Source organism: Oleomonas cavernae (assembly GCF_003590945.1).
GTDB lineage: Bacteria > Pseudomonadota > Alphaproteobacteria > Zavarziniales > Zavarziniaceae > Zavarzinia > Zavarzinia cavernae.
On the sequence record NZ_QYUK01000011.1, the window covers coordinates 1,814,620 to 1,832,053 of the forward strand.

The 17,434-nt window shown below is 65.9% G+C and carries 17 protein-coding genes and 1 pseudogene; 11 read left to right on the forward strand and 7 right to left on the reverse strand.

Annotation, left to right across the window (positions count from 1 at the left end; translation table 11 throughout):
• Window positions 1-191 precede the first annotated feature (191 nt).
• Window positions 192-1,106 carry an aminotransferase class IV gene (locus D3874_RS12475; RefSeq protein ID WP_119778376.1) on the forward strand — a complete coding sequence of 305 codons (915 nt, stop codon included), beginning with the start codon at window positions 192-194 and terminating at the stop codon, window positions 1,104-1,106.
• Window positions 1,107-1,228: 122 nt separating this feature from the next.
• Here the strand turns inward: D3874_RS12475 and D3874_RS12480 are convergent, their stop codons facing one another.
• The gene (locus D3874_RS12480) at window positions 1,229-2,839 is read right to left on the reverse strand and encodes a GMC family oxidoreductase (RefSeq protein ID WP_119778377.1); all 1,611 of its coding nucleotides are present in this window, start codon (window positions 2,837-2,839) and stop codon (window positions 1,229-1,231) included.
• 92 nt (window positions 2,840-2,931) lie between these two features.
• Here D3874_RS12480 and D3874_RS12485 point away from each other — a divergent pair, with 92 nt between their 5' ends.
• From D3874_RS12485 to D3874_RS31980, 3 genes and pseudogenes are all read left to right on the forward strand, one after another.
• Window positions 2,932-3,258, forward strand: coding sequence for a DUF2834 domain-containing protein (locus D3874_RS12485; RefSeq protein WP_119778378.1), 327 nt, complete (start codon window positions 2,932-2,934; stop codon window positions 3,256-3,258).
• Between the two features lie 71 nt (window positions 3,259-3,329).
• Window positions 3,330-3,563 (forward strand): annotated as a pseudogene (locus D3874_RS31975) (hypothetical protein); the annotation flags it as partial.
• A gap of 50 nt (window positions 3,564-3,613) precedes the next feature.
• Complete coding sequence (locus D3874_RS31980; protein ID WP_408899989.1) at window positions 3,614-3,799, forward strand: hypothetical protein; 186 nt, start codon at window positions 3,614-3,616, stop codon at window positions 3,797-3,799.
• A gap of 51 nt (window positions 3,800-3,850) precedes the next feature.
• On the opposite strand, the gene D3874_RS12495 is transcribed toward D3874_RS31980, so the two are convergent.
• Entirely contained in the window at window positions 3,851-4,615 is a 765-nt protein-coding gene (locus D3874_RS12495) for a cold-shock protein (RefSeq protein WP_338016712.1), read from the reverse strand.
• Between the two features lie 321 nt (window positions 4,616-4,936).
• Between D3874_RS12495 and D3874_RS12500 the strand changes: the two genes are divergently transcribed.
• From D3874_RS12500 to D3874_RS12510, 3 genes are read left to right on the forward strand one after another with little or no spacing between them, the layout of a single operon-like run.
• A complete protein-coding gene (locus D3874_RS12500) occupies window positions 4,937-5,485 on the forward strand; it encodes a PadR family transcriptional regulator (RefSeq protein ID WP_119778380.1) in 549 nt (182 codons plus the stop codon).
• An 11-nt stretch (window positions 5,486-5,496) separates the two neighbouring features.
• Window positions 5,497-6,582 carry an efflux RND transporter periplasmic adaptor subunit gene (locus tag D3874_RS12505; RefSeq protein WP_158595967.1) on the forward strand — a complete coding sequence of 362 codons (1,086 nt, stop codon included), beginning with the start codon at window positions 5,497-5,499 and terminating at the stop codon, window positions 6,580-6,582.
• Window positions 6,579-9,740 carry an efflux RND transporter permease subunit gene (locus tag D3874_RS12510; RefSeq protein ID WP_119778382.1) on the forward strand — a complete coding sequence of 1,054 codons (3,162 nt, stop codon included), beginning with the start codon at window positions 6,579-6,581 and terminating at the stop codon, window positions 9,738-9,740. The genes D3874_RS12505 and D3874_RS12510 overlap by 4 nt, the downstream gene beginning before the upstream one ends.
• A gap of 151 nt (window positions 9,741-9,891) precedes the next feature.
• Here the strand turns inward: D3874_RS12510 and pssA are convergent, their stop codons facing one another.
• The 3 genes from pssA to D3874_RS12525 all read right to left on the reverse strand — a co-directional run bounded on the left by pssA (window position 9,892) and on the right by D3874_RS12525 (window position 13,434).
• Window positions 9,892-10,758 carry a CDP-diacylglycerol--serine O-phosphatidyltransferase gene (gene pssA, locus D3874_RS12515; protein WP_119778383.1) on the reverse strand — a complete coding sequence of 289 codons (867 nt, stop codon included), beginning with the start codon at window positions 10,756-10,758 and terminating at the stop codon, window positions 9,892-9,894.
• 29 nt (window positions 10,759-10,787) lie between these two features.
• Entirely contained in the window at window positions 10,788-11,489 is a 702-nt protein-coding gene (locus tag D3874_RS12520) for a phosphatidylserine decarboxylase (RefSeq protein WP_119778384.1), read from the reverse strand.
• 64 nt (window positions 11,490-11,553) lie between these two features.
• On the reverse strand, window positions 11,554-13,434 hold the full coding sequence (locus D3874_RS12525; RefSeq protein WP_119778385.1) for an ABCB family ABC transporter ATP-binding protein/permease: 1,881 nt from the start codon (window positions 13,432-13,434) through the stop codon (window positions 11,554-11,556).
• 112 nt (window positions 13,435-13,546) lie between these two features.
• On the opposite strand from D3874_RS12525, the gene D3874_RS12530 reads away from it, so the two are divergent.
• On the forward strand, window positions 13,547-13,942 hold the full coding sequence (locus D3874_RS12530; protein WP_147385643.1) for a hypothetical protein: 396 nt from the start codon (window positions 13,547-13,549) through the stop codon (window positions 13,940-13,942).
• Here the strand turns inward: D3874_RS12530 and D3874_RS12535 are convergent.
• Complete coding sequence (locus D3874_RS12535) at window positions 13,920-14,840, reverse strand: DMT family transporter (protein WP_199699040.1); 921 nt, start codon at window positions 14,838-14,840, stop codon at window positions 13,920-13,922. The genes D3874_RS12530 and D3874_RS12535 overlap by 23 nt on opposite strands.
• Window positions 14,841-14,915: 75 nt before the next feature.
• Here D3874_RS12535 and D3874_RS12540 point away from each other — a divergent pair, with 75 nt between their 5' ends.
• The 3 genes from D3874_RS12540 (at window position 14,916) to D3874_RS12550 (ending at window position 16,856) form a co-directional block, all read left to right on the forward strand.
• A complete protein-coding gene (locus D3874_RS12540) occupies window positions 14,916-15,818 on the forward strand; it encodes a LysR substrate-binding domain-containing protein (RefSeq protein ID WP_199699041.1) in 903 nt (300 codons plus the stop codon).
• Window positions 15,819-15,919: 101 nt separating this feature from the next.
• Window positions 15,920-16,306 (forward strand): cobaltochelatase CobT-related protein, encoded by a 387-nt coding sequence (locus D3874_RS31190; protein WP_158595968.1) that lies wholly within the window; start codon window positions 15,920-15,922, stop codon window positions 16,304-16,306.
• Window position 16,307: 1 nt separating this feature from the next.
• A complete protein-coding gene (locus D3874_RS12550; RefSeq protein ID WP_158595970.1) occupies window positions 16,308-16,856 on the forward strand; it encodes a cobaltochelatase CobT-related protein in 549 nt (182 codons plus the stop codon).
• Window positions 16,857-16,893: 37 nt separating this feature from the next.
• On the opposite strand, the gene D3874_RS12555 is transcribed toward D3874_RS12550, so the two are convergent.
• Complete coding sequence (locus tag D3874_RS12555; protein ID WP_199699042.1) at window positions 16,894-17,358, reverse strand: MarR family winged helix-turn-helix transcriptional regulator; 465 nt, start codon at window positions 17,356-17,358, stop codon at window positions 16,894-16,896.
• Between the last annotated feature and the right edge of the window lie 76 nt (window positions 17,359-17,434).

A 17,434-nucleotide genomic window follows, 5' to 3' on the forward strand; every position in this document is an offset into this window, starting at 1 on the left:
GATTCAATCTGCGTATTCATTTGCGATATGCCATGCTTGATATTGTTACGTTTTGGCGAAAGCATGGTGTCAGCTTAACCACCTGGGGTCCGCCTTCCGCGAATGGCCTGGCCATCAAACCCTTACCCCGCGCGCCGCGCCGTTCTATCGTCGCCTCGATACATCCCGCCTGGTCCCCGGAGTTTGAGAGCATGTCCATCGGCAGCCAGTCCTACGCCGACGATCCCCGCAATGCGTCCGTTCTTGTCCACGTCAACGGCCGGCTGGTGCCGCGTGCCGAGGCGATGGTGTCGGTGTTCGATGCGGGCTTCGTGCTGGGCGACGGGGTGTGGGAAGGTTTCCGCCTGATCCGCGGCCGCGTCGCCTTCATGGAGCGGCACCTGGACCGCCTGTTCTCCGGCGCCCGGGCAATCGACCTCCACATTGGCCGCAGCCGCGAGGAACTGGCCGCGGCACTCTACGAGACGATCCTGGCCAACAGCATGATCGATGGCGTGCACATCCGCCTGATGGTCACCCGCGGCCTGAAGAAGACGCCGAACCAGGACCCGCGCATGACCGTGGGCCCAGCGACCCTGGTCATCGTCGCCGAATGGAAGGAGCCCTCGCCCGCCCTGTTCGAGCGCGGCCTGCACCTGGCCTCGGTGCCGATCCGCTGCACCCCGGCCGACATGTTCGACATGCGCCTGAACAGCCATTCGCGCCTGAACCTAATCATCGCGCTCAACCACGCCATCAAGGCCGGTGCCGACGAAGCCCTGATGCTCGATCCCAACGGCTTCGTCTCGAGCTGCAACGCCACCAACTTCTTCATGGTGAAGAAGGGCCGGATCAGCACGTCCAAAGGGCTTTACTGCTTCAACGGCATCACCCGCGAGCATGTGATCGACCTCGCCCGGGCCAACAACCTGCCCCTGGACGAGCGCGATTTCACCTTGAGCGAAGTGGCGGACGCGGACGAGGCCTTCGTCACCGGCACCTTCGGCGGCGTCACCCCCGCCACCCGCTTCGACGCCCACCCGATCGGCACGGGCAGGCCCGGCCCGGTCACCGAGGCGCTGAGCACCTTCTACAAGCGCCTGCGCGACGCCCAGGGGGCGAAGTAACCACTGACGCCCGTCATCCCGGCGCAGGCCGGGATCCATTGCGGGGGCAAGGGAGGTTTCCCGGAAACGTCTCCCCGGCAGTCCAATGGATCCCGGCCTCCGCCGGGATGACATTGTTCTAGTTACTCGGCAGCCGCGCGCATGGGCAGGCCTGACCCTAAGATCATGTCCGAAGCCTTTTCGGCGATCATGATGGTGGGCGCGTTGGTGTTGCCCGAGACCACGGTGGGCATGATCGAGGCGTCGACCACGCGCAGGCCGTCCAGCCCGTGTACCTTCAGGTCGGGCGAGACCACCGCCATGGGGTCGGTGCCCATCCTGGCGGTGCCCACCGGGTGATAGGCGGTCTCGGCCTTGGTGCGGATATAGGTGCGGATCGCCTCGCGGCTGGAACAATCGGGGCCGGGGCGGACTTCCCTGCCGCGGTAGCCGTCGAAGGCCTTGGCGGCAAAGATCTCGCGGCCGATCAGGATGCTCTCGACCATCACTTCCAGGTCGTCGGCGGCTTCCAGATAATTGGGCTGGATCAGCGGGTGGGCCAGCGGATCGGCGGAATGCAGGCCGATATGGCCGCGTGACGACGGCCGCACCGGGTAGAAGTCGAGCTGCGAGCCCTTGCCGCCCAGATGCTGGCGGCCGTGATCCACCGCCAGGCTGGAGAGATAGAAGAATTGCAGGTCCGGCGCCTCCAGGCCCGGCCGCGACGAGGCATAGCCGCCGGATTCGAAGCCATGGCTGGCGCCGGCACCCTTGCGGGTGAACCAGTAGCGGGCGAGCGTGGAGATCTGGCCCCAGGGCGTCATCAGTTCGTCATAGGAAACCTTGGCCGGGCATTCGTAGTAGAGGCCGATGCCTAAGTGATCCTGCAGGTTCCGGCCGACGCCGGGCAGGTCCTGCACCACCGGGATGCCGAGGCCATGCAGGTCGTTGGCCGGGCCGATGCCGGAGAGCAACAGGAGCTGGGGCGAATTGACCGCGCCGCCCGCCAGGATGACCTCGCGTGAGGCGCCGATCACTTCGCGCTTGCCGGCCCGCATGATCTCGACACCCGTGGCGCGACCGGCCTTGGTAATCACCCTGGTCGCCTGCGCCTTGGTGATGACGGTCAGGTTGGTGCGGCCTTCGGATGCCCCCAGGAAGGCGCGTGCGGTCGACCAGCGGCGATTGTTCTTGCAGGTGCGCTGATAGGTGCCGACGCCCTGCAGATGCTCGCCGTCATTGAAGTCCGGCGTGTGCGGCAGGCCGGCCTCGACACCCGCCTTGATGAAGACGTCGACCAGCGGGTTGGGCTGGGCGAAGTCCTGCACGTTCAAGGGGCCGCCCTGGCCGTGGAATTGATCGCTGAGCCGTTCGTTGTGTTCCGAGCGGGTAAAATAGGGCAGCACCTCGTCCCACGACCAGCCGCGGCAGCCCGACTGGGCCCAACTGTCGTAGTCCGAGCGGTGGCCTCGGATATAGACCATGCCGTTGATCGCGGAAGATCCGCCCAGCACCTTGCCGCGCGGCCAGAACAGGCGGCGGCCACCCATGTGCTGCTGCGGTTCGGTCTCGAAGTGCCAGTTGACCGACTTGCCGCCGACCAGGACCTTCATGCCCGTGGGCATATGGATAAACGGATTCCAGTCGCGGCTGCCGGCCTCGAGCAAGGCGACTTTGACGGTGGGATCGGCCGACAGGCGATGGGCCAGGACACAACCCGCCGAACCGGCGCCGACGATCACATAGTCAAACATACGCGCTTCTCCCTTGTACTTTTATGATTATTTGTCATGTTTTTAGCACGAGTCCGCGATCAGGCAACAGCGGAAGAGAGGCCAGGGGAAATATGTCGAGCGGACTTTTTCGGGCTTTGCTGATTGCCCTGGGCCTGGGCTTTGCCGCCGCCTTCGCGATCGTGGTGGTCCCGCCGCTGATCGAAAATCCCGACATCGTCGGCGCCGCGGCGCAGGGTTTCGTGAACCCCTATTCATCGGGTTATTCGCTGGACGTGCTGACCTGCTGGGCAGTGCTGGCGGTGTGGGTGATCCACGAGGCGACCGCCAGGGGCGTGCGCCACGGCTGGATTGCCCTGGTGCTGGGCGTGGTGCCGGGTGTCGCCACCGGTTTCGCCTTCTACCTGCTGGTCCGGGCCCGGCAGTTGCGGGGCGCCTAGGCCCCGCTTCCGCCTGAATCACCCGCCATCTTGACCGCCCGCCGATCGGCGCCGATGGTCGCTACATCATGATGAACACCGCTCGACACCTCGCCCTGCTGGCGGCAGCACTGCTGCCCGGCGCGGCCCTCGCCGTAGCACCACCCGGCGGCGGCGATACCGTCCCCATCGGCCTGCGTATCCTGTTCGTCGCGGTCGACCGCAATGCTGACGGCAAGATCGACCAGGGCGAGGCCGACCAGTTCGTCGACCGGCTGTTCGCCCAGGCCGACAGCAATGCCGATGGTGTGCTGTCGCTGAAGGAAGTGACGGCGATGCAGGCGACGCTGGCCCCGGGGCCGCCAATGCCAAGGCGATCGAGGCGACCTTCAGGCGGACCGACCGCAACCGCGACGGCGTGGTCGACGGGCGGGAGGCGAACAAGGCCGCGATCAGCCATTTCGCCTTCCTCGATGCCAACGGCGACGGTGCCATCAGCCTGCCCGACCTGGCCGGCCGGGACCTGATCGCGCCGCCCGTGGCCGGTACCGCTTCCAAATGAAAAGGCCGGACGGTTACCCGTCCGGCCTTCGATCTGTTAGGCGTCAGCCGATCAGAGCGTGGCGATCCAGGTCGCCTCGCGGCCCTTCTGGGCCATCTGCACGGTGAACTTCACGCGCTGCTGGGCCTGGAGTTCCATCAGGCCGCAACGGCGCAGCACGCTCTTGTGGATGAAGACATCCTTGCCGCCGTCGTCGGCCACGATGAAGCCAAAGCCGGATTCTGGCTTGAACCACTTCACGGTGCCGCTGATGGTGTCGGCGTCCGAGGCCGGCGCCGCGATCGGGGCCTGGTTGAAGCCGCCGCGGTCGCCACCGGCACCGGCACCACCGCCGAAGCCGCCACGATCACCGCCGCCGCCAAAGCCGCCGCCGCCGGCGCCACCGCCGAAGCCGCCGCTGCGCGGACGATCGCCAAAGCCGCCGCGATCACCGCCGCCGCCGAAGCCGCCACGGTCGCCGCCGAAGCCGCCCGAGCGCTCACGGCCGCCAAAGCCGCCACGGTCGCCGCCGCGATCGCCGAAGCCGCCACGGTCGCCGAAGGGCGCGCGGTGCGGCGGGGCCGAACCAGGCTCGACGCCGACCACTTCGATCAGACGCTGGACCTGGGGTCCGCGGGGGCCTTCGCCAATGTCGACGGTAAGTTCCGCACCATCAGGGAGATCGCCATAACCGGCAGAGCTGAGGACGGAGACATGAAGAAAGGCGTCAGGGGAGCCATCGTTCGGGGCAACGAAACCGAAGCCCTTCATGCTGTTGAACCACTTGACACGCGCTTTGACGTTGTTCGGCACTGGATCAGACCTTGAGAGGCGCACCGTTCGACCACGGCGACGCAAATGCTTTGTCGGACGCTACCCATAGACGCAATGAACACAAACGCCGGCACCCACCGACCATGGCGACCCGCGCTTTGGGGAGCACTCGAACGATATGCGGGGGCGCCTCCACATTCAATTCAATTTTGGGTGAATTTAACCAAGAAACGCACCGGTAACCGCCAATTAGTGGCGCCGCCCTAAAACCCCGAACGTCATGTCGCAGTGCAATCGGCGAAAGCGCTTTGACATCTCGCAGGCGCGAGATCATATATCGCTCCGTCATATATCGGTTTGATATATTTCCGGGATGCGAGGGGCATGGATATCCGTACCGTCTGCCTGGGCCTGCTCACCTTTGGCGAGGCCACGGGCTACGAAATCAAAAAGCTGTTCGAGGACGGCTGCTTCGCCGGCGTCTTCGATGCCTCGTTCGGCTCGATCTATCCCGCCCTGACCCGGCTGGCCGAGGAAGGCTTCGTCCACGGCCGGGCCGAGGCGCAGGAAGGCCGGCCGGACAAGAAGGTCTATTCGATCACCGAGCGGGGCCGGGCCTATTTCATCCAGGAACTCAGCCGCGGCGTGGCCCCGGACCATGTCCGCTCGGAATTCCTGATCGCCATGATCTTCGCCCACCTGCTGCCCGGCGGCATCGCCGATGCTTATGTCGACGAGCGGATCGCGGAATGCCGCAAGGCGATCGATTTCCTGAACGAGACCGCGCAATCGCCCCACACCCGAATCCCGAACATGCAGTTCACCATCGGCCTGGGCCTGGCCACCACCAGGGCGGCGATCGCCTACATGGAAGCCAACCGCCACCTGATCGACGACACCACCCCGGCGCGCCTTGGCGCTGCGACGGCCTAGGAGTACCGACCATGCGCAAATCCTACCTGATCGCCGCGGGCCTCGCCGCCGCCATGTCCCTGTGGCTGGCCTCGGGCAGCCTGCCCGTCGAGAGCGCCAAGGCCACGCCGGAATCCGAACGCGCCCAAGCGGCCCCTGCCCGCCTGCCCGCCGTGCGCGTGCGCAAGATCGCGGCCGAGACCTATACCGGCACGGTGATCGTGCGCGGCCGGACCGAGGCCCTGCGCATGGTCAGCCTCAAGGCCGAGGTGGCGGGCCAGGTCGGCGAGATCCTGGTGCAGCGCGGCTCTGCCGTGAAGGCCGGCGAGGTCATCTGCCGCCTGTCGGTGCGCGACCGCCAGACCGCCCTGGTCGAGGCCCAGGCTGAACTGCGCCAGCGCGAGGTGGAATACAATGCCGCGGCCAGGCTGCAGGACAGCGGCTATGGCACGCGCAACAAGCTGGCCGAAGCCCAGGCCAACCTGGACGCCGCCCGCTCCCGGGTGAAACGGGTGACGCTGGAACTGGCGGATACCGAGATCAAGGCACCCTTCGACGGCGTGATCGAGGATACCCCGGCCAAGGAAGGCGATGTCATGGGCCCCGGCTCGGACACCGCCTGCGCCATCATCGTCGACGTCAACCCCATGCTGATCGTGGGCCAGGTGGCCGAGCGCGAGGTGGACGAGATCACCCTGGGCAGCCCGGCCGCGGCGCGCCTGATCACCGGCCAGACGGTCGAGGGCAAGGTCCGCTTCATCGGCAGCAATGCCGATCCGCAGACCCGCACCTTCCGGGTCGAGGTCGAGGTCGCCAATGCCGACGCCGCGCTGAAATCGGGGGTGACCACCGAGATCCGCCTGCCCACGTCGCCGCTGCCGGCGCACCACGTCTCGCCCGCCATCCTCAACCTCAACCCCAACGGCGTCATCGGCCTGAAGACCGTCGATGCCGAGAATGTCGTGGCCTTCCAGCCGGTTCAGATCATCGGCAGCGACGACGCCGGAGTATGGATCACCGGCCTGCCCGACAAGGTCACCGTGATCACCGTGGGCCAGGACTATGTCAATCCGGGCCAGAAGGTCGAGGCGTCTTTTGAGGATGGCCAGACGTCATGAATGCCCTGATCGAATGGTGCCTGCGCTATCCGCGCACCATCCTCAGCATGCTGTTCCTGCTGGCGGTCACCGGCATCTCGACCTATGCCTCGATCCCGCGCGAGGCCCAGCCCGACGTCGCCATTCCCTATATCTATGTGAACCTGATCCACGAGGGCATCAGCCCCGAGGACGGCGAGCGCCTGCTGCTGAAGCCCATGGAGAAAGAGCTGCGCTCGATCGAAGGCATCAAGAAGATGTCATCGGAAGCGGGCGAAGGCTTCGCCTATGTCCTGCTGGAGTTCGATGCCGGCTTCAACGGCGACAAGGCCCTGGCAGACGTGCGCGAGAAGGTCGACCAGGCCAAGCCCAAACTGCCCGACGATACCGAGGAGCCGATCGTCACCCAGGTCAGCATCTCGCTGTTCCCGGTGCTCTATGTAACCCTGTCGGGCGATGCGCCCGAGCGCACCCTGCTCGCCATCGCCCAGCGCTATGAAGATGCCTTCGAGGCCCTGCCGGAAGTGATGTCGGCCGATATCGTCGGCAAGCGCGACGAGTTGCTGGAGGTGGTGGTCGATCCCCTGAAGCTTGAATCCTACCAGATCAGCCAGACCGAACTGGTCAGCGTCGTCAACATGAACAACCGGCTGGTCGCGGCCGGGGCGCTGGATACCGGCACCGGGCGCTTCTCGGTCAAGGTGCCTGGCCTGTTCGAGAATGCCGAGGATGTGCTCTCCCTGCCGGTCAAGGTCAACGGCGACGGCGTGGTAACCCTGCGTGATATCACCGACGTGCGCCGCACCTTCAAGGACCCCGAGACCTTTGCCCGGGTCGACGGCAAGCCGGCCCTGACCATCGAGGTGAAGAAGCGCGCCGGCAAGAACATCATCGATACCGTCGACAAGGTGAAGGCGATCGTCGAGGCGACCCGCGACCAGTTACCCGCGACGGTCAACATCTCCTATGCCCAGGATGCCTCGAAAGAGATCAAGGGCATGCTGACGGATCTGGAAAATTCCGTCCTGATCGCGATCTTCCTGGTCCTGGTCGTGGTCGTCGGCTCGCTGGGCGGGCGCTCGGCCGCCCTGGTCAGCCTGACCATTCCCGGCTCGTTTCTGCTGGGCCTGATCCTGCTGTCGGCCATGGGCATCACCTTGAACATGCTGGTCATGTTCTCGATGATCCTGGTGGTGGGCATGGTCGTCGACGGCGGCGTCATCGTCGTCGAATATGCCGATCGCAAGATGACCGAGGGCATGCCGCGGCGCGAGGCCTATGCGGTAGCGGCCAAGCGCATGGCGTGGCCCGTGGTCACCACCACGCTGACCACCGCCATCGTCTTCGTGCCCCTGCTGTTCTGGCCCGGCGTCACCGGCAAGTTCATGTCCTATATCCCGTTGACCCTGATCGTTACCCTGCTGGGTTCGATCCTGATCGCGCTGATGTTCATCCCCGTGCTGGGCGCCATGTTCGGCAAGCCCGGCGCCACCGATGCCAAGACCGAGCATTTCATCGGCGTGACCGAGCGCGGCGACGTGCGCAGCCTGCCCGGCTTCACCGGCTGGTATTCCCGCGTGCTGGACCGCGCCCTGCATCATCCCGGCAAGATCCTGCTGGCCTGCATTGCCACCTTGATCGGCGTGCAGATGCTCTACGGCGCCCAGGGCAAGGGCGTGCAGTTCTTTCCCGAGGTGGAGCCGGAACGCGCCATCGTCCTGGTCCATGCCCGCGGCAACCTGTCGATCTATGAACGCGACACCTTGATGCGCGAAGTCGAGGCGCAGGTGCTGGCGGTCGACGGCATCGCCTTGACCAATACCACGGTGGGCGACCCGCCCCAGGGTGCCGAGGCGGCGCCCGATACCATCGGCAATATTACCGTCGAATTCACCGAATGGGACCACCGGCGCCCGGCCGCACAGATCCTGGCGGAAATCCGCGAGCGCACCGCCACGATCGCCGGCCTCCAGGTGGAAACCCGCCTGCCCGACGTCGGCCCGCCGGTGGGCAAGGCGGTGCAGATCGAACTGGCCGCGACCGACCCCTCCGCCCTGCCGGAGGTCGCCGACCGTATCCGTAACTACCTGGGCACCGTCACCGGTCTCATCGACATCGAGGATTCGCGGCCCCTGCCCGGCATCGACTGGGTGATCCGGGTCGACCGCGCCCAGGCCGGGCGCTTCGGCGCGGATATCACCTCGGTCGGCAATGCCGTGCAGCTCGTCACCAACGGCATCAAGATCGGCGAATACCGGCCCGACGATGCCGACGAGGAAATCGACATCCGCGTCCGCTTCCCGCAATCCCTGCGCAATCTCGATGCCTTCGACCAGTTGCGCCTGCAGACGGCGATGGGCCAGGTGCCGATTTCGAGCTTCGTCGAGCGCGTCGCCGAACCCAAGATCGGCAAGATCAAGCACATCGACGCCAAGCGCGTGATCTCGATCCAGGCCAACACGGCGGCGGGCGTCCTGCCCGACGACAAGGTGCGCGAGATCAAGGCCTGGATGGCCGCCCAGTCCTTCGACCCGCGGGTCGAGGTCCGCTTCCGCGGCCAGGACGAGGAAACCGCGGCGGCGGCGGCCTTCCTGGGCAAGGCCTTCTTCATCGGCCTGTTCCTGATGGCGGTGATCCTGATCACCCAGTTCAACAGCTTCTATTCGACCTTCGTGATCCTCTCGGCCGTGGCCCTGTCGACCATCGGCGTCTTCGCCGGGCTGCTGATCACCGGGCAGTTGTTCTCGGTGGTGATGACCGGCATCGGCGTGATCTCGCTGGCCGGCGTGGTGGTCGCCCATAACGTGGTGCTGATCGACACCTACAAGGAGCTGCGCGGCCGCGGCATGGAACCCTACGAGGCGATCCTGCGCACCGGCGCCCAGCGCATGCGCCCGGTGCTGCTGACCACCTTCACCACCATCATCGGCATCCTGCCGATGGCGCTGGGCCTGACCATCGACGTGTTCAGCCGCGAGGTGATGATCGGCGCGCCGGCCGCCCAATGGTGGATCCAGCTGGCCACGGCGGTGGCCTTCGGTCTCGCCTTCGCCACGGTACTGACCCTGGTGGTCACCCCCTGCCTGCTGGCCCTGCCCCTGCGCCTGCGCGCAAGCTGGGGCCCGCGGCTGCAACGCTGGGGCATCCGGCGCGGCAAGGTCGCGCAACCGGCCGAGTAACATAAAGCCCTCTCCGCCCTTCAGGGGGGAGAGGGTGGGGTGAGGTGGGTCGGCGGCGTAGAGCTCGCTCGGCCCGTCCACCACCTCACCCTTCCCATCGCTGACGCGACGGGCCCCTTCCCTCTCCCCCGCCTGCGGCGGAGAGGGAGGTTCAGACCTTAGGGGTTTCTTCCGCCACCACGACATCCGCCGCCGCGCGTTCGGCCGCGCGGCGTTCGGCGCGCTTGTAGGACCAGGGCCCGAAGGGGATGGTCAGGGCATAGGCCAGGATCATGGCGCCCAATACCTGCCAGGGATAGGACAAGGCCACCGCGGTGCCGATGCCGACGAAGACCAGGGTCGGCAGGACCCAGTCGCGGTGGATCTTGATGCGCTTGAACGACGGGGTGGGCAGGCGGCTGACCATCAGGAAAGCCACACCGATCGCCACCACCGAGACCAGATAGGGCGAACGGAAGGGAACATCGCCTAGGCTGAAGCTGAGCACCACCGGCAGGAGGACAAGGCCCGCCCCGGCGGGCGAGGGCACGCCGGTGAAGAAATTGGAGGCCCAGACCGGCTTGTCGGGATCGTCGATCGCGACATTGAAGCGCGCCAGCCGCAGGGCGCAGCACACGGCGTGCGACATGGCGGCGATCCAGCCCAGGCCGGAGAAATCCTGCAGCGCCCAGAGGTAGAGCAGCACCACCGGGGCAACGCCGAAGGAGAGGAAATCCGACAGCGAGTCGAGTTCGGCGCCAAAGCGCGAGGTGCCCTTCAGCAGTCGTGCCACGCGACCGTCCATGCCGTCGAACAGGCCGGCGAGCATGATCGCCGCGACCGCCAGTTCGAACTTGCCCTCGAGCGCGAAGCGGATCGAGGTCAGCCCCGAACACAGGGCCAGGGTGGTCAGGATATTGGGCAGCAGGCTGCGCGCCGGCAGGCGGTTGAGGCGGCTGCCCTCGCGCAGGCGGATGCGCAAGCGGCGCCGGCGGCGGAAACCGCCCCCCTCGCCCGGGCCGGGCTGCCAGTCTGCCATGGCGCGAACTCCTTGGTCCCGGCCTGAGCCTAGCCGATTACGGCCTGGCGCGCGCCTTCCATCACCTGGAAGTCGGCGAGCACGGTTTCGCCAGCCACCGCGCGCTGGCCCACCGCCACCAGCGGCACGATGCCGATGGGCAGGTAGACATCCAGGCGGCTGCCGAAGCGGATGATGCCGAAGCGCTCGCCCGTGGCGAGGTGACGGCCGGGGCCGACATCGCAGACGATACGCCGGGCGACCAGGCCCGCGATCTGGACGACGCCCAAGTCACGGCCGTCGTCGAGAATCAGGCGCAGGCCGTTGCGCTCGTTCTCGTCGCTGGCCTTGTCCTCGGCGGCGTTGAGGAATTTGCCGGGGTGGTAGATCACCCGGTCGACCGTGCCGGCGGCCGGGGCGCGGTTCACGTGAACGTCGAAGACATTCATGAAGATCGAGACCTTGGCCCGCGGCGTGGCGCCCAGGCCCAGTTCGGCCGAGGGCACGACCAGCCCGGTCGCGACCACCTTGCCGTCGGCGGGCGACACCACGAGGCCGGCCCGCGTCGGGGTGGCGCGGGCGGGATCGCGGAAGAAATAGACGCACCACAGGGTCAAGATCACGCCCAGCCAGCCCAAGGGCCGCCAGAGCAGGAACAGGATCAGGGTGGCGACAGCGAAAATGGCGACGAAGCGTACCCCCTCGCGGTGCAGGGGGTGAATGATCGAGCGGATCGAAGCCAGAATATCCAAGTCTATGTCTCCTGTGCCGGGCAGGTCTGTCGAACCACGCAATACACTGATCCGAGGCCGGTGCCTACTCGGCCACGGCCGAGATGCGAACCGTCCCCGGATCGAGGCCTTCGGCCCGAACCTCGGCCAGTTTGGCTTCCGCCTCAACCGCCTCGAGCTGGCGCTGCCACATCAGAGCATATTGGCCGCCCAGTTCGAGCAGGTCGTCATGGGTGCCGCGTTCGACGATCTGGCCCTTGTCCAGCACCAGGATCTGGTCGGCGTCGACCACGGTCGACAGGCGGTGGGCGATGATCAAGGCGGTGCGGCCGCGCGCGATTTCCTTGAGGCTCGCCTGGATTTCCTTCTCGGTCTGGGTGTCGAGGGCCGAGGTCGCCTCGTCAAGCAGCAGGATCGGCGGGTTCTTCAGGATGGTGCGGGCAATCGCCACCCGCTGCTTCTCGCCGCCCGAGAGTTTCAGGCCGCGCTCGCCCACCATGCTGTCGTAGCCATCGGGCAGGGAGACGATGAAATCGTGGATGCGCGCCAGGCGCGCCGCTTCCTCGACTTCCGCGTCACTGGCACCGGGCCGGCCATAGCGGATGTTGTAACGGATGGTGTCGTTGAACAACACGGTATCCTGGGGCACGATGCCGATCGCCTTGCGCAGGGTCGCCTGGGTGACGTCGCGGATATCCTGGCCGTCGATGGTCACGCTGCCGGCCTCGATATCGTAGAAGCGGAACAGGATGCGGCTGATGGTCGACTTGCCGGCGCCCGACGGGCCGACCACGGCGATCGTGCTGCCCGGCGCCACGGTGAAGCTGACATTCTTCAAAATGCCGCGGCGGGCGTCATAGCGGAACTCGACGTTCTCGAAGCGCACCTCGCCGCCCGTGATCGCCAGCGGCCTGGCACCGGGCCGGTCCTGGACTTCCTCCTCGACATCCATGACCTCGAACATGGCTTCCATGTCGATCACCGCCTGCTTGATCTCGCGGTAGACGAAACCCAGCATGTTCAAGGGGATGTAGAGCTGGATCAGGAAGGTGTTGACCAGCACGAAGTCGCCCACCGTCATGGTCCCGGCGGCCACGCCGCTGCCGGCGATATACATCACCGCAGCCAGGCCCAGGGCCATGATCACCGACTGTCCGGTATTGAGGAACGACAGGGTGCCCTGGCTCTTGACCGCGGCCTTTTCGTATTTCTCCAGGGCCTTGTCGAAGCGCACCGCCTCGTGCGCCTCGTTCGAGAAATATTTCACCGTCTCGTAGTTCAGCAGGCTGTCGACCGCCTTGGTGTTGGCGTCGGTATCCTGGGTGTTCATCTCGCGCCGGTACTTGATGCGGCTCTCCGAGACGAAATAGGTGAAGGTGATATAGGCGACGATGGTGACCAGCATGGCCGCGACCATCGGCCAGCCGAAGCCCGTCGCCAGCAGGATGACGACGAACAGGATCTCCAGGATCGTCGGCGCGATGTTGAACAGGGTGAAGCGCAACAGGAGCTCGATGCCCTTGGTGCCGCGCTCGATCACCCGGTTGAGGCCGCCGGTGCGCCGGTCCAGGTGGAAGCGCATCGACAGGCGATGGAGATGCTCGAAGGTGGTTAGCCCCAAGCGCCGCACCGCGTTCTGGCCGACGCGCGAAAACACGCTGTCGCGCAACTCGGCAAAGCCCTGGGCGCTGATCCGGGCCAGGGCATAGGAAATGATCATCAGCACGGGGATGGTGATGACCGTCGCCTTGACCGACAGCAGGTCGATCGCACCCTTGTAGAAATAGGGCACGATGACATTGGCGACCTTGCCCAGGACCAGGAAGCCCATGGCATAGACCACGCGCAGGCGCAGATCCCGGCGGCCTTGCGGCCACAGGTAGGGCAGGAACAGTTTCAAGGTCTGCCAGCCGGTGCGGCGGGGCGCCGTTTGCGGCGCCGGGCGCCCGGATCGCGTAACTGTCATTTTTGATTAAGGCTCTTTTAAGCGCGGTGGGCTCGACTAGGGGGATATGGGGGCGTGATCGCAAAATCCGACCCCCCTGGCCATGCCCTGCCAGTATAGGAGATGCCCCGCTTTGTCCACGCCAGAGACTGTAAAAGCCGCAGGCGGTCGCTTCCGCTTCGCCCTCGCCGGCGTTCGCTTCGAGGGGGAAATCGAGGATTCGGGCGGCCCTGAGGCCATGCTGCGGCTGAGCGCGGACCTGGGCGGCCTGCCCTATTCAGCCGAGGATCGCGAGGCCCGCCGGCGCTGGCAGAACCTGCTCGAAACCGTCGATCCCGGTGCCGCGGATCATCATGTCCTGGCGGCCGACCGCCATGTTCATTTCGACAGCGCAACCAAGGTCGACGGCCCGCTGGCCGGCCCGCGCCTGATCGAGGTGCTGACCGTCATCCTGCTGACCCTGCGCACCCGCCTGGGCGCGCCGGCCCCTGCGCCCAAGCGCCGCTTCAGGGCCGAGGGGCGCGGGTGACCAGCGCGATGCCGGCCGCGATCGGCGCGATGCCGATCAGGTCGAGCAGCGGCACGCCCTCGCCCACGATCACCCAGCCGAAGGCCAGGCCCAGCGGCGGCATCAGGAAATGCAGGCTGCTGGCGGCGGTGGCGCTGCGCCGCGCCAGGATCTTGAACCACAGGAAATAGCCGCCGACCGACACGCCCAGCACCATCCAGGCCATGCTGGCCAGCATGGGCAGGGTATAGCGGATATGGCCCAGGTCCTCGAAGCCCAACGCCAGCGGCAGCAGGGCGAGGCCCGCGGCCAGCAACTGGATGCCGTTGCCGGTCCAGGGGCCAACCGGCGGCGCCAGGCGCTTGTAGAGCACGGTGCCCGTCACCAGCGAGATCAGCCCGCCCAACAGCAACAGGGTGCCACCGGCATCCTCGATGCCGCCGCCCAGGCGCGAGCGCAGCACGATGCCCACGCCGATCAGGCCCAGTACCAGGCCGGCGATCTTGCGCGTGGTCAGCCGCTCGCCCAGGACCGGCACGGCGACCAGCGCGGTGAGCAGCGGGTTGGCGCTGATCAGCACCGCGGCAAAGCCCGACGAGACCGTGGTCATGCCCACCCAGGAAAACCCCAGGTAGATCGCATTGTTGAAGAGGCCGAGCAGGCCCAGGGCGCCGATCTGGCGCCAGGTGGCACCCCCGGCCTCGCCGAAGCGGCGCGCCAGGCCCAGGCAGATGACCCCGGCGACCAGGAAGCGCACCGCCAGCAGGATCAGCGGCGGACAGTCGCTCAGGGCAATCTTGGCCGGGGCGAAGGCCGAACTCCACAGCAGGCAGAACAGGCCGACCAGCAGGATTTCCATCCAGCGGTCGCTGATCAGGGCCCGTACCCGGTTCGCGCGCTGCGCTGCCACCACCATCATCGCCTCGTTCCTCGCCGGTCACACGGCAGGGAGACCATAGGCACCGGCTGGTCCATTTGGAAATTAGATGTTAACATGAGCATCATCGGAAAATCGAATAACAAGGCTTCCGCCATGTTCGACCTCGACCTTCTGCGCAGCTTCGTCTCGGTCGTCGATGCCGGCGGCTTCACCCGGGCGGGCGAGCGGGTGAACCGCACCCAGTCGACTGTCAGCCAGCAGATCAAGCGGCTGGAGGCGGCGGTGGGCAAGCCGCTGTTCGAGCGCGACCGGCGCGCCGTTCAACTGACCGAGGCGGGCGAGACCCTGATCGGCTATGCCCGCCGCATGCTGGCCCTGGCCGGCGAGGCGCAGGATGCCCTGGGCAAAGGCCCCGCCCCCGCCTCGGTCCGTCTCGGCATCCCGGAGGATTTCGCGATCAATGCCCTGACCGGCGTCATCGCCCGCTTCGCCCGGGCCCAGCCGGCGGTCCGCCTGGAAGTGCGCTGCGACCTCTCGGTTGCCTTGCGCGACGGCTTGGCGCGCGGCCTCTACGACCTGGTCCTGGCCAAGCGCGAGCCCAATGCCGGCCCGGCCTTCGCCGCCTGGCCCGAACGCCTGGTCTGGATCGCCAGTCGCGACCTGGACCTCGCCCAGGCCGATCCCCTGCCCCTGGTCACCTTCCTGCCCGGCTGCATCTACCGCGACCGGGCGATCCGGGCGCTGGAAGCCAGCGGGCGGCGCTGGCGCATCGCCTATGAAAGCCCCAACCTGATGGGCGTGCAGGCGGCCATCGCCGGCGGCCTGGGCATCGCCCTGCAGGAAGCGGCGACGGTGCGCGACGATCATCGGATACCGAGCCTGCGCGACGGCCTGCCCGCCGTCCCGCCCACGGAACTGCACCTCAACCTGCGCGACGGCGCACCGACGGCAGCCCAGGCGCTGGCCCGCACCATCGCCGACTTCTGCGACCAGGACAGGCTGGCGAGGGCGGCATAGTGGGTTGGCTCTCGTTGGAGGATGGTCAATCCGACGACATGGAGCTGGAATCAGTCATCTCAGTAGCGTAACTTCCCCTTATGCAACATATGATGGCAAAGTTGCGGCGGTGGCTGCATCCACAGGCGCCGTCTCCGGACGAGCATGCCCCTTATCGGATATTTACACGAGCACACGACAAGATCGTCCCGGCCGACCAACTCGACACTGTTCTCGGGGGACTTTCCGCGATCGATCGCATTCATTTCGACAAAGCTTGCAGGACATTCGACGGCGCATTGTCTGAGTGGCGAACCAAAGCTCAGTTGGCCGCCCTTGAGGCATCGAACCACGTCAGGAACGCCTTAAGTGACAAGGCAAGGTCAGACACGGTTGTGACGATTCTGGTCGATCATTCGGGGTCGATGAAAGGTCAGAGCATTCTGCTTGCGGCCGCTGCGGCGGAGGTCGCCACCGATTTTATTCGCATTCTCGAGCATTGCGGTTGAAGTGCTCGGCTTCACGACACTCAGTTGGAGAGGAGGCAAATCGCGTGCGCGATGGCTTTGGACTAGGCGCCCGTCACAGCCGGGACGACTTTGCGATCTCCTGCATATCATCCATCGGTCGAGCGACACGCAACTCCATTTCGGAAGTTCTTTCAGGCTGATGCTGCGTCCCAACCTTCTCAAAGAGAATGTAGATGGCGAGGCGATCGAGTGGGCCGTCGACCGATTGAGAGCATGCCCTAAGACGCGAAAAATACTCGTGGTAATCTCAGACGGCGCACCTGTTGATGACTCCACCTTGGCTTCGAATGACCTGGAAATTCTAGACAGGCATCTTCGTCAGACTGTGAGTACAGTTGAAGCAAGTACCGACATCAAAATTGCAGCACTCGGGATCAGCTTCGACGTCAGTCGCTATTACGCTACCTGCACGACGATTAGAACCCCCGAGGATCTAGGCACCGCCATGATTGGCCTGTTGGAACAGGTTCTCGTGGAGCCAAATATCCGCGCACCAATGACTGAAACAGCCGAGCAGCTATCCACCTAACCAATTGAGCCAGAGCACCAAGAAAGCGTTTCCGCGATCAATTGGTGCTCCCAAGAAAGGCCTCGCTGAATTCAGGCGAGGCGACGAAGGCCAGGGTCGCGCGTAATTCGGCAGCGCGTTCAACGCCGAAGGCGGCCTCGAAACGATCCTGGGCGACGCGCCAAAGACGCATCGCTTCATCGAGCTTTTCACCGCCCAACCTGGTCAGGGTCACCCGCTTGGCCCGCCGGTCGCGGGGATCGGCGACCAGTTCGACCAGGCCGTCGCGCACCAGCGGCTTCAGCGAATGGCCCAGGGCCGACAGGTCCATGACCAGCGCCTGCGCCATTTCGCGCATGGTCGGTTCCTGCATGAAGCGGCTCTGCACCATCAGTCCGAATTGCGGCCCGCGCAGGCCGCAGGGCGCCAGCACATCGTCGTAGAGCTGGCCCATCTGCCGCGTCGCCCGCCGCAGGACGGCGTTGTTGCAGAAGCTGGGATCGGGCAGGTGCGCCGGTTTCACTTGACGTCTCGCTTTCCGGTTCGGGGCGGCCGTCCCGCCCCTTGGGCCAAACATAATCAACGAAGGGTCACTTGAC

Coding starts and splice junctions, on each gene's coding strand:
- D3874_RS12480 (WP_119778377.1), bottom strand. CDS start 2,839: ATGTTTGACTATGTGATCGTCGGCGCCGGTTCGGCGGGTTGTGTCCTG.
- D3874_RS12510 (WP_119778382.1), top strand. CDS start 6,579: ATGAATGCCCTGATCGAATGGTGCCTGCGCTATCCGCGCACCATCCTC.
- D3874_RS12500 (WP_119778380.1), top strand. CDS start 4,937: ATGGATATCCGTACCGTCTGCCTGGGCCTGCTCACCTTTGGCGAGGCC.
- D3874_RS12535 (WP_199699040.1), bottom strand. CDS start 14,840: ATGATGGTGGTGGCAGCGCAGCGCGCGAACCGGGTACGGGCCCTGATC.
- D3874_RS12475 (WP_119778376.1), top strand. CDS start 192: ATGTCCATCGGCAGCCAGTCCTACGCCGACGATCCCCGCAATGCGTCC.
- pssA (WP_119778383.1), bottom strand. CDS start 10,758: ATGGCAGACTGGCAGCCCGGCCCGGGCGAGGGGGGCGGTTTCCGCCGC.
- D3874_RS12505 (WP_158595967.1), top strand. CDS start 5,497: ATGCGCAAATCCTACCTGATCGCCGCGGGCCTCGCCGCCGCCATGTCC.
- D3874_RS12540 (WP_199699041.1), top strand. CDS start 14,916: ATGAGCATCATCGGAAAATCGAATAACAAGGCTTCCGCCATGTTCGAC.
- D3874_RS12485 (WP_119778378.1), top strand. CDS start 2,932: ATGTCGAGCGGACTTTTTCGGGCTTTGCTGATTGCCCTGGGCCTGGGC.
- D3874_RS12525 (WP_119778385.1), bottom strand. CDS start 13,434: ATGACAGTTACGCGATCCGGGCGCCCGGCGCCGCAAACGGCGCCCCGC.